The sequence below is a fragment of the Ruegeria sp. CDSB113 genome (assembly GCF_059611045.1).
In genome coordinates, this window is record NZ_JBXWOU010000002.1 from 383842 (window position 1) to 395583 (window position 11742).

Annotated in this window: 10 protein-coding genes; 3 read left to right on the forward strand and 7 right to left on the reverse strand. The window is 57.5% G+C overall.

Features of this window, described 5'->3' with window-relative positions:
• Positions 1-2: 2 nt before the first annotated feature.
• From AC2FIS_RS06325 to AC2FIS_RS06340, 4 genes are all read right to left on the reverse strand, one after another.
• Positions 3-1331: a TRAP transporter large permease gene (locus AC2FIS_RS06325; protein ID WP_496772414.1), complete on the reverse strand. Its 1329-nt coding sequence runs from the start codon at positions 1329-1331 to the stop codon at positions 3-5.
• An 11-nt stretch (positions 1332-1342) separates the two neighbouring features.
• On the reverse strand, positions 1343-1855 hold the full coding sequence (locus tag AC2FIS_RS06330) for a TRAP transporter small permease (protein ID WP_058275420.1): 513 nt from the start codon (positions 1853-1855) through the stop codon (positions 1343-1345).
• Between the two features lie 111 nt (positions 1856-1966).
• Positions 1967-3112, reverse strand: coding sequence for a TRAP transporter substrate-binding protein (locus AC2FIS_RS06335; RefSeq protein WP_496772415.1), 1146 nt, complete (start codon positions 3110-3112; stop codon positions 1967-1969).
• 24 nt (positions 3113-3136) lie between these two features.
• A complete protein-coding gene (locus AC2FIS_RS06340; RefSeq protein WP_113789729.1) occupies positions 3137-3322 on the reverse strand; it encodes a hypothetical protein in 186 nt (61 codons plus the stop codon).
• 139 nt (positions 3323-3461) lie between these two features.
• Between AC2FIS_RS06340 and AC2FIS_RS06345 the strand changes: the two genes are divergently transcribed.
• Positions 3462-4487 (forward strand): LacI family DNA-binding transcriptional regulator, encoded by a 1026-nt coding sequence (locus tag AC2FIS_RS06345; RefSeq protein WP_496772417.1) that lies wholly within the window; start codon positions 3462-3464, stop codon positions 4485-4487.
• Here the strand turns inward: AC2FIS_RS06345 and AC2FIS_RS06350 are convergent.
• Both AC2FIS_RS06350 and AC2FIS_RS06355 read right to left on the reverse strand, forming a co-directional pair.
• Entirely contained in the window at positions 4484-5455 is a 972-nt protein-coding gene (locus AC2FIS_RS06350) for a LysR family transcriptional regulator (protein WP_496772418.1), read from the reverse strand. The two genes, AC2FIS_RS06345 and AC2FIS_RS06350, sit on opposite strands and share 4 nt — an antisense overlap.
• A gap of 89 nt (positions 5456-5544) precedes the next feature.
• Positions 5545-7980: a GcvT family protein gene (locus AC2FIS_RS06355; protein WP_496772419.1), complete on the reverse strand. Its 2436-nt coding sequence runs from the start codon at positions 7978-7980 to the stop codon at positions 5545-5547.
• A 185-nt stretch (positions 7981-8165) separates the two neighbouring features.
• Between AC2FIS_RS06355 and AC2FIS_RS06360 the strand changes: the two genes are divergently transcribed.
• Both AC2FIS_RS06360 and AC2FIS_RS06365 read left to right on the forward strand, forming a co-directional pair.
• Positions 8166-9686 (forward strand): trimethylamine methyltransferase family protein, encoded by a 1521-nt coding sequence (locus AC2FIS_RS06360; RefSeq protein ID WP_496772531.1) that lies wholly within the window; start codon positions 8166-8168, stop codon positions 9684-9686.
• Positions 9687-9758: 72 nt separating this feature from the next.
• A complete protein-coding gene (locus tag AC2FIS_RS06365) occupies positions 9759-10727 on the forward strand; it encodes an agmatinase (RefSeq protein ID WP_496772421.1) in 969 nt (322 codons plus the stop codon).
• Here the strand turns inward: AC2FIS_RS06365 and AC2FIS_RS06370 are convergent.
• Positions 10724-11698, reverse strand: a complete 975-nt coding sequence (locus AC2FIS_RS06370; protein WP_496772422.1) for an arginase family protein — start codon at positions 11696-11698, stop codon at positions 10724-10726. The two genes, AC2FIS_RS06365 and AC2FIS_RS06370, sit on opposite strands and share 4 nt — an antisense overlap.
• Positions 11699-11742 lie beyond the last annotated feature (44 nt).

Here is an 11742-nt window from a genome sequence, read left to right on the forward strand (position 1 = left end):
TCCTATTGGTAGATTTCAGGAAGCAAAGTGGTCGAAACCGCCGGAACGTAAGCAATCAGAAGAACTACGATCAGCATTGTTAATACGAATGGAATAGCACGAGCCGCAATCTTCAGAATGGACTCACCCGTAATGCCAGATACGACGAACAGGTTCAGGCCAAGGGGCGGCGTGATAAACCCGACGCCCAGCGCGGTGATCATCATAATGCAGAACTGGATTTCGTTCATCCCGATGTTATCGGCCAATGGTTTAAGGATCGGGGCGAGTATCACGATATTGGGGGTCGTTTCCATAACGCAGCCCGCAGCAATCAGGATACCGATCATCAGCAGGATCAGCAGGTACGGATCGTCGGTCAGCGAAGTGATCGAGGCGACGAACCCCTGAGGCACGCCCATGATCGCCAGCGCCTCGGCCAAGGGGGCCGAAAAGGCAATGATCGGCAGGATCACCCCGTTCACCTTGGCTGAGCTGACCAACATCGACGGAAAGTCGGCCAGTGTCAGGGTGCGCATGATGAAACCCATGATGATGGTGACAACCACGGCAGTAGCGCCCGCCTCGGTTGGGGTCAGGCGACCCGAGAAGATGCCGTAGAAGATAATCCCGGGCACGATAAACGCGTACCAGCCGGATTTCAGGGCCTTGCCCAAATTGGCCAGCCACTCACCCATGGTCATCATGCCGCCACCCTCATAAGCGTAGAGACGGTTCATGATGATGTTGGTGACCAAGATCGACACCAGAATGGCCAGACCGGGGATCAGGGCGGCCAGAAACAGGGTCGACGCAGAAATCCCCAGCACCAGACCGATGATTATGTAGGCAATCGACGGAGGGATCAGGATGCCTGTACAGGCCCCGGCCGCGACCAGCGCGCAGGCGTAGGGGCGCGGATACCCGCTTTCGACCAACCGGTTGATGGTCATGCGACCGACAGCGGCCGCGCCAGCGGCATCTGAACCCGAAATGGCGGCGAACATGCCGCAAACCAGAACGGTGGCCGAGCCAAACCCGCCTTTGGCGAAGCAAGTCAGCGCCTCAGCCACATCCAGAAATTTACGTGACAAACCGGTACGGACCAGCACGTCACCTGTCAGGATAAACAGCGGCACGGCGGTCAGGGCAAAGGCGTCGATCCCGGTAAACAGGCTCTCGCCCACCAGGCTAAGCGGTAGATCGCCCGACATGACCAACATTACGATGGCAGCAGAACCAATCGCTGCCCACACCGGAACAGCCATGGCGATCAGCACAACGAACAGAATGACGGGCAGGTAGAAATCCCAGCCCAGTTCTACGGTTTGATTGAGCGTATTCCAGAGCATCTCAGATCCCCTCAGTCAAACAGCTTGTCACCTTCGAAGACGGGCGTGCCGTCGCGAAGGGATTTGATGTCACGCATAAACGATTGGATCAGGCGCCAGATCATCAGCGCAAAACCGGTCGGCACCGCCATCAGGAACCAGACTTTGGACACCCGGAGGCCGTCAGTCACTGACCCGAACTTGGCCGAGACGTGAACCGCCTCATATGACCAGTAAAGCGCGATCACAGCGACGGCAAACATCACAAGATCGCCAAAGATGTAAAGCAACGCCTTGGGGCGCGGCCCGAGGTAGTGCATGACGACATCAATCCGGATATGCGCCCGCTCTTTGACCGCCGCCGCAGCACCGATCCAGGCCAGATAGATGAAGGAATACCGGACGATTTCTTCTCCCCAAATCGAGGAATAAGCGAAGATTTCGCGCCGCAGAACCTCGATGGCCATGGTGATGACCAGCATCACGTAGAACACCAGCAGCAGCCAGCGCTCGGCGTTGCGATCAATATTTCGGAGTAAGGTCATCGTGTTCCCTCGGCGACAGAACAGTCAGGCGCGGCCTTCTGTTTCGGGCCCTTTCAGGCCTGACTGCTGTTGAGTGATTGCGGGCGCCAAAAAGACGCCCGCCGGATTAGCTCATGCGTCGTGGACGTAGTACTTGCCCTGCGTCCCGGCCGCCTCGACCAGCTTCTCGAAAGCGTCCATCGACCCGGCCAACTCTGTCTTGAACGGATCCCAATCGGCGTTTTGATAGCCGCCAACGCTTTCCCATTCAGCCAGTTGATCCGCGTTAAGCGAATGGAACTCCACTCCGGCCTTGTTCAGTTCGGCCATGGCAAAGGCACGGGCGGAGGGAACTTTGGAAAGGTTCTGATGGCTGGTCATTTCCGAACCCCACATGATGCCTTCCTGAACGTCCGGCGGCATCGAATTGAACCATTCGAGGTTACACGAATAAACCTGACTGTCCGGAACGGCCTGCGTAAAGGTCACGTGGCTGAGAATGTCCTTGAAGCCAAACACATACAGCGCTCCGACCGACGGATCGAGCGCATCCGCAACACCCTGCTTGATCGCCGATGGGGTCTCACCCCAAGCAACAGGCGTCGGGTTTGCACCGACCATGCGGTAGTACTGCTGCAGCATTTTCGAGCCGGGTACGCGGAACTTCACGCCGCTCATGTCACCCGGCGTGATGATTGCATTACCGCCCTGACGCACGGCAACGACGCGCGGGTCGATTACCACATAGAACAGGGCCTTGAAGCCAGCGGCCTCGACTTTGGGGTGAACTTCGCTCTGCCACGTGTCCGAATGCACAAGGTTGGTGAACCGCTGGTTCGAACCGCAAAGATACGGCATATTGATAAGGTCAACGGTCGACGCGAACGGGGCGAAATTGGACAGCGAATGCTGCGCCGCCTGAATGGTTCCGCCCTGCACCTTCTGCACCAAAGCACCACCGGCACCCAGCTGACCGCCAGGCGCAAGCTTGACGTACACCTTGCCGTTCGTCGCGTTCTGGATGTTTTCTTTCAGATCAAGCTGCATGATCGGATAGCTGCGTGACGCGCCCAGTACATATGCGGTCGCGACCGTCATGACATGGTCCGCTGCCTTTTCACGCTCATTTTCTTCTTTGGCTGTCTGCGCAACAGCCTCGGACGACCAAAGGACGCCGCCTGCACCTGCGACCAGCGCTGCAGTGAATGACCCACTGGCGCTCAGCTTCAGGAAATTACGGCGTTCGACGGACGCCAGTTCATTTCTGTCGTTTTTCATTTAGTGCCCTCCCAAGCAAAAAATTCAGCCACCCTTTTTTGCGTCGCGGACAGCTTCCCTTTTTAGAATTGCGACAACGAAAAGGATCGACGCCGCGAACAGAACCAACATCTCTCCGACGTCACCAAGAAAGGCGCTGTTTGCAAAAGCCCCCAGCGCCACGTTCGCAAAATAGATGGCAAACACGAGTGCGGACGCAGCAAGAAACATCTCTTGGACTCCCTTTTCAGATTCGGCCCAACGCCATTTGTAAGCGCTTACATTCAAAATGCAAGCGCTTACATATCCACTTCCCTCTGGCGGCAGTTGAGTTTAGAGTTATTGGCAAAAGCAAATTGTGAGTTTGGAAATGGAGAAACCTCGGTCGGCGCCGACACTGGATGATGTGGCAAAAATGGCCGACGTTTCGACGGCTACTGTGTCGCGTTGCCTCAACAGCCCGGACCGAGTGGTCGAAGCGACCCGTAAACGCGTCCTTTCCGCAGTTGATGCGCTGGGGTACACGCCAAACTTTGCGGCGCGCGTCATGGCCGCCAAGCGGTCGTTCACCATTGGGGCGATCATACCGACCATGGAAAACGCGATCTTCGCGCGTGGCCTTCAATCCTTTCAGGAAGAGTTGCACCAGCGCGGTTATACGTTGCTGGTCTCAAGTTCAGCTTACAAACCTGAAATCGAAGAAGAGCAAATCAGGACCCTGATCGCACGTGGGGCCGACGGGCTGCTGCTGATTGGGCATGACCGCGATCCCAAAATCTACGACTTTCTGAGCCAGCGGAAAATTCCGGCCTTGGTCGCATGGTCCTATTTGCCGGACTCCAAGTTGCCTTCCGTCGGATTTGACAATCGCGCGGCCATGTTCGACCTCGCCCGCCATGTTATTGAACTGGGGCATACGCAGATCGGCGTCATCTCGGGTCTCGTCGACGGGAATGATCGCGCCCGGCTCAGGGTTCAGGGCATCCGGGATGCGATATCTGATAGCGGGCTTGAAGCCAGAAATCTGACTCTTGTCGAAACATCCTATGAGATCGAAAACGGTGCCAAAGCCTTCCGCGACCTAAGGAACACTGACCCGTCGCCGACCGCAATCCTGTGTGGGAACGATGTGTTGGCCGCCGGTGCCGTGCGACAGGCACAAGAGATGGGGTTGGACGTGCCTGGCGATGTATCTATCACGGGTTTTGACGATATCGAACTGGCCAGAATTGTTTCACCGGCCCTGACGACCGTGCATGTGCCACATCGAGAAATGGGGCGCAAAGCGGCCCTGCAACTGGTTGAGATGGTCGAGAACCAAACCACCGGGACTGGCGAACAACTGGCGACGAGAATTGTAAATCGACCGTCGCTTGGCAAGCCAGCGACGGGCTAAGCCGCCTCCCCCTCCATCGTGCGGAAGTCGTTTTTTAGCCAAGGATGTTTGGCGCACATTGGGCGCGTAAAATGTTGCCGGATCAGTTTCACCATAACTTTCTGGATCAGTTCCGAGGTCGTCACGGGATATACTTCGGTCGTGAACAGCGACACGGTTCGCACGAAGTTTCTACCGGGAAACGGCATAGCTTTGACACTGTTATGGAACCGCTGGGTCCGATGAAAACAGGCGGCCGTCGTGATCGCCCAACCGCTGCCTTGGGCCACCAATCCGATGATGGACTGGTTGCATTCCAGTTCGAACCTGTTCGGCAAGCTGAACTTGCTACGCGCCAGCTGGATCTCGATTTGCTTCCCGATCACGTAGTCCCGAGAATATCGCAATAGGGGTAGATCCGCGTCCGGGTGAAACAACTCTTCCGGCGACCCTTCAAAACTGTTGGGCAGCACGACCAGAAACGGATCCCGCATCAACGGGTATTCGATCAATCCTTCTGTTCGTCCCGGTGGTCGGGTAGCAACACCCACATCCAGTTTGTGTTCCTGCAGCTTGGTGAGGATTTCGTGACTGGGGCGCGTAAAGTGGCGAAAATTGCAGCGCGGCAAAGCCTGCGCCAGAAACCGGACCATATCCGGTGCAATTTGGTTATCGAAATCGTCAATAAGCGCCAATCGCAAGTCGGTCGCATGTTGCCAATTGCCCGTTCGGATTTCGGCCTCGCCCCGCTTTAGAACAGTCAAACCGTCGCGGACATACCGCGCAAAGACCTCGCCCGCGGGTGTCAGGCCCATGGGTCTGCGCCCATGATCGACCAGTTCGATACCAAGCGTGTTTTCCAAGCTGCGCAGGTGGTTCGAGACCGTGCTGATCGACAGACCCGTTTCGGACGCGACCTGTTGGATCGATCCGGATTTGGCGATCAATTGGAAGATTTCCAACCATCTCAGGCTCAGCGATTTGGACATGGGTGCCAATCATTGTTTCGATTTGCTCGAAACTAGCCAAGCAAAGATTTGACCGCACGGCAATGCTGAATTTGACTTTGGGTTCAGGCTTACGCCTTCATCCGGTCAAAGTCCGGGTCATATGGGCATGGTGGAATGACCGTTGCGTGCACACGCTGACCGCAACTGTCCAGGTTCAATTCTCTGCCAATATCCGCAAAAGCGGGATCGACAAATGCATGCGCCAGGTTCAGCCCGGTGCGGTGCCCCCATTCGCCTGACGTGACGGTGCCGACCACCTGATCTCCCTGCATCAAGGACGCTCCGGGATGTGCAGGACCCAGGGTCGAGGAGACCTGAAGTGCGGCAAGCTTTTTGCAGGGACCCTCCGATTGCCGTTTCATCAACGCGTCGCGCCCGACGAAATCACCCTTATTCAATCGGACGAACCTGTCCAATCCGGTTTCAAACAGATCGAACTCGGTGATCAGGTCTGCTTTCCAATGAAGAAAGCTCTTCTCCATCCGCATCGATTCAACAGCCCGCGCTCCGAACAGTTTCAACCCGTGCGCCTCGCCTGCCTGCCGTAACGCCAGATAGGCCGCGTAGAGCGAGGCGTTGGGTACGTGGATTTCATAGGCCAATTCACCCGAAAAGCTGAGGTTCATGACCGTAGCCGGAGCGATGCCAACGAAGCACTCGTGCACATTGAGCCATGGGAAAACCTCGGCCGACCATTCACCGCGTGCGCAGGCCGACAAGACGTCTCGCGCCTTCGGGCCAGCGAGGACTAATATGGTCTGGTCATTTGTTAGGCTGCGCAGTTGAACGTCTTCATCGCCGTGCATGTGCTGACGCAGCCAATCCATGTCATGAAATTCGCTTGCGGCGGCAGAGCCATACCAAACGCGCGCCTCCCCCCTGTCGCTGGCCGGTAGATTGGCGATCGTAGCCTCGGCTTTGATCATACCATGATGGTTCAGCAGGTACCCTAGCCCAACACGCCCCTCGCGCCGGGTCACAAGCCCGCAGAACATCCGGTCCAGAAAAGCATGCCGGTCGTTTCCAGTGATTTCGATCCGATTGAACCCGTTCACCTCGGCCAGTCCAACACCCGATTGCACATTCCGAACCTCAGCGGCGACCACATCAAATGTTTCGTCAAAACCGAAACTATGCGTCGGCGTGAACTCCGGCGAGGGTTTGATATAATCCACCCTCTCCCACCCGTTGACCACGGTGAACTCGGCCCCTTCCGCTGCCAGCACCGGCGTCAGAGGTGTGGTCTTGGCGGGACGCCCTGCAGGGCGATGTTCATGCGGAAAGTGGAACCGGAATTCGTTTTGATAATCTTCGATGGCCTTGAGCGCGGTCAATTCGACATTTGCATGACCAGTGAACCGCCGGGGGTCGAGGCACCACGTATCGTAACAAGCCTCACCATGCACGATCTGCTGGGCCAGCAACCACCCATGCCCACCCCCTTCGCCCAGCCCCGCGCGCAGACCGATAATACAAAAGGCGTTACGTTTGCCAGGGATTGGTCCCACCAGCGGAGCCCCGTCGATCGTATAAGTAATCGGCCCATTGACCACGGTGTGAATACCAACCTCCATCAGCGCTGGCATCCGCGCGAATGCGCCCTCCAGCACGTCCGTCACGCGATCCAGATCGTCGGGGCAAAGGGCGTTCACAAAGTTCGGATCGATCCCGTCCATACCCCAGGTCTTGCAGTCCTGTTCGTAAAACCCGAGCAACAGGCCGTTTTTTTCCTGCCGGCAATAATAATCGCTGATCGGACAACGCAGCAGCGGCATCCGGTGACCCGCGTCGCGTATCGCTTGTATCTCTTCGGTCAGGAAGTACTGGTGCTCCATCGACGAAACAGGATGATGAACGCCCATCATGGCGCCGACTTCGTTGACGCGATATCCGCAGGCGTTGACCACGATGTCGCAATCGATGTCACCATGCTCGGTCTGCACAGTCCAGGTGTCGTCGGCGTGCTGCACCAGACCCGTCACTGGTGTATTCCGATAAACCTCTGCCCCTGCCTTGCGCGCCCGGCGCGCCAAAGCCTGACACAACTGAGCGGGGTCAATATCGCCGTCCAGCGGGTCCCACAGTCCGCCGATCAGGTTGTCGGTTGAAATCAGAGGGTGGCGGCGGGCGCATTCGTCCGCGTCAATCACCTCGAAGTGCACATCCATACCCCGCGCCATGGATGCAAAGTGGCGATAGCCCTGCATCTGGCCTTCGGTGTTGGCGAGGCGTATCCCCCCATCCCCGTGGTGGTAGTTGATCGGATAATCCGGATCGTCGGCTAGTTCCTTGTACAAATGGATTGAGTGCGTTTTCAGGCCCACCATCGTCTGGTTCATGCCAAAGTTCGTCACCTGCGCGGCCGAATGCCACGTCGTGCCCGAGGTCAATTCGTTCCGTTCGACCAGCACCACGTCGGTCCACCCCTCTTGCGTCAAATGATAGAGGGTCGAACATCCGGCGATGCCGCCACCTATCACAACGACTTTGGTACGCGACTTCATTGGCTTTGCTCCGTAAGATTTCGTCCAAGTTTTGCGGAAGAAAAGGCTTAGGCGACAACTGCGCAAATGCGGGTGCAGGAAAATCGAAACTGCGATTTCGGATTCTGAAAACGGCAATTCGCCTTTGATGCCGGGATGTTCCGCCCCTTACGGTGCAGGAAAGTGATAAAAAGGAATTGGACCGGATGTCATCAGAGGGTTCTAAACGCAGCGGCCGAAAAGCGCGGCATGCCCAGCGAGCAGCCAAACCGGTCGTAGACCCCTGCCCACCCGGCCAGAAGGGCGGCGCTTATAAACCTCTGAGCCAACGCGAGATCGAACAGATATACGATACGGCACTGCAGCTGTTGGAGCGTTTGGGCATGGGAAACGTGCCAGGCAGATTAGCGGCGGACCTCAAAGCCGCAGGTGCGCAGGTGGGTCAGCAAGACCGGTTGCTGTTCCCGCGTGAAATGGTTCAGCGCGCAATCGATACAGCCCCCAAAAGTTTCGTGTTCCATGGCCGGGACGAAAACCGCTCGATCAAGGTTGGCGGCGACCGCGTGTTTTTCGGCACGGGTGGCGCCGCCGTTCAAACGCTGGACATCGATAGCGGCCTTTATCGCCCCTCTACCTTGGCGGATTTGCACGACTTCACCCGATTGCAGGACACGCTGGCCAATGTCAGCTGGTTCACCCGATGTTGCGTGGCAACGGACGTTCCTGATGTATTCGATCTGGACGTCAACACCGCCTATGCGCTGGTGCGCAATACGACCAAACCAGTGGCAACATCATTTACCCTGGCCGAACATGTCGGCCCCATTGTCGAGATGCTGGACATCGTCGCCGGAGGGCCGGGTGAATTCGCCAAACGCCCCTTTCTGAAGGCTCATATCAGCCCGGTGATTTCGCCACTGCGGTATGGGGAGGATGCGGTTGATGTCGTCTATGAATGCGTCGCCCACAACATTCCCATGTCCTGCATCACGGCGGCGCAGGCCGGCGCCACGGCCCCGGCAACTTTGGCCGGGTTTTTGGCACAATCGCTGGCCGAGACATTGGCCAGTCTTGTCATGGTCCACGCGATCAAACCCGGATTTCCGATGGTATTTTCCAATTGGCCTTTCATCGTAGACCTCAGGACCGGGTCTTTTGCCGGCGGCAGCGGAGAGACGGCTGTTTTGAACGCGGCCTCGGCGCAGCTCACGAACTGGTTAGGTTTGCCCTCGGGCGTAGCCGCCTCCATGACCGACGCAAAGGCTGTCGACGCGCAGTACGGCGTTGAAAAAGGCATGACATCGCTTGCCGCAGCACTGGCTGGAGGGAACCTGATCTATGAAAGCTCGGGAATGACCGCATCCTTGTTAGGCGCTAGTTTCGAGGGATTTGTACTGGACAACGAAATGCACTCACACACTTACCGCGCGCTGCGCGGGATTGAGGTGACCGAGGAAAACCTGGGTTTTGACGCCATCTGCCATTCGGTCTTGGGTGACGGGCATTTTCTGGGCAGCGAACAGACCTATGCCGCCATGGAGCGAGATTACTTTTACCCCGAACTCGCCGACCGGCAGGAGCCCCGCACGTGGCAAAACGACGGCGCCAAGGACGCATGGTCGTCTGCCCGGCATCACGCCAAAGAAGTTTTGGCCAGTCACCACCCGCAATACCTGAGCGCCGAACAGGATGCTGAAATTCGCAAACGATTCCGCATTCTGGACTGAAGTCTACTGAGCATTCCCAGTACTGCATTGACCCGCTAGGGTCAGCCGGGAAATTACCAAAGGATACCGGTCATGACCGATTCATTTTTTCAGCCGATATCGGCGATGGAGCTAGCCCGATTTGCCGGCATCCCTTCGTTCATGCGTCTGCCCAGTTTGGGCCTAGAACACGAACGCATATCCGAAGTTGAATTGGGTCTGGTCGGCATCCCGTGGGATGGCGGAACCACCAATCGCCCCGGCGCGCGGCATGGTCCGCGACAATTGCGGGACTATTCCACGATGATCCGCGCGATGAACCCGGTCACAGGCGTCGCGCCGTTCTCAATGGTCAATTGCGTCGATCTTGGCGACGTTGCGCCCAATCCGGTTGATATCGAAGATACTCTGAACCGCGTTACGGATTTCTACTCGACCCTACAGGCAAAAGGCATTGTTCCGCTTACAGCTGGCGGGGACCACCTGACCACCCTGCCCGTTTTGCGCGCGCTTGCAACCGCAGGCCCCGTTGGCCTGATCCAGTTCGACAGTCACACGGACCTGTTCGACAGCTATTTTGGCGGCCATAAGTTCACCCACGGCACTCCGTTTCGCCGCGCGGTAGAAGAAGGACTGGTCGACCCCAAACGCTTTGTTCAGGTTGGCATCCGGGGCACCGCCTACAACACCGAAGACATCGAGTGGGGCGAGGCACAGGGTATTCGCATCATCCGTATCGAAGAACTGTTTGATCGGGGCATCGACGACGTGATGGCCGAGGTGCGCGGTATCGTTGGGCAAGCTCCAACTTATTGCACCTATGACATTGATTTTGTTGACCCAGCCTACGCCCCAGGCACCGGAACGCCCGAGATCGGCGGACCGAACAGTTTTCAGGCGCAGCAGGTCATCCGCCGGATGTCTGGTGTGAACCTGATTGGCGCTGATCTGGTCGAAGTATCGCCCCCATTCGATCCGAACGGAGGCACCGCGTGGCTGGGCATTTCGCTGATGTTCGAACTGCTCTGCGTTTTGGCGCAGGCTGTGGACGCACGGCGCTAGCTGGCGTTTTCGGCGATCATCGAAATCATTTCGAACATCACCGCAGCTGCCGTTAGCGCGGTGATGTTGTTCGGGCTGTCCTTGGTTGGCATCATGCAAACGACATCCCCGCCCACGATGTTCAACCCGCGCGCGGCGCGCAGAATGCCGACAGCCTCGTCAACATCGAACCCCTTTTCGCCCGGCTCCAAGTTGGACACGGCAGGCGCGACCGTTGGGTCAAGGCAATCCAGATCGAACGTGATATAGACCGGACGATCCCCCAGCACTTCTTTGGTCTGAGCCACGACGTCTTCCAGCCCGCGCTGGCGAAATTCACGCATGGTGACGATGTTGTAGCCATAGTCGTAGGACGGCTGCAGCCAGTCCAAGCTTCGCGGATGGCCCCTAAGTCCGATTTGCATGGATCGCGTGGGGTCGACCTGCCCCTGATCCGCCAGATACGCGCCCCAATGGGCCGCTGATTTCTTGGCCCCCAGGAAATGATCGACCTTGGTGAAGACGTCCGTATGCGCGTCCAGATGCAGAAAGCTGACAGGCTCTCCACCCGCCAGTTTACCGCGACCCAGCGCTTGCACGATCCCGCCAGTGATGGAGTGATCGCCGCCAATCGACACCGGGCGCGCACCGGCTGCATCGATGTCTTTGTAAAAGGCCGTAATCCGTTCGATGCAGTCTTCGTTATCGTTTGCCCGCGGAAATGGAACGTCGCCCACATCAGCAATCTTCGCGCTATTCCACGGATCAATCTCAAACACCGAATGTACCCGCCGCTGTACGGCCGAGACATGCCGCAAAGCACGAGGGCCCAGATGCTGATCCCGCTCGGTGGTGCCGTTGCCTGCCGAATGCGGCACCCCTACCAAAGCGATGTCCTGCCCTTCGGGACCCTGATTGGGGCACCGAAATAGGGTCGGTATCCCCCACCAATATAGATTGTCCATCATAGACTGTTCGTAACGGTCGGCCATCTGCGTCTCCGGTCAAAGAAATACGCCCCCGATGTGAACCGGGG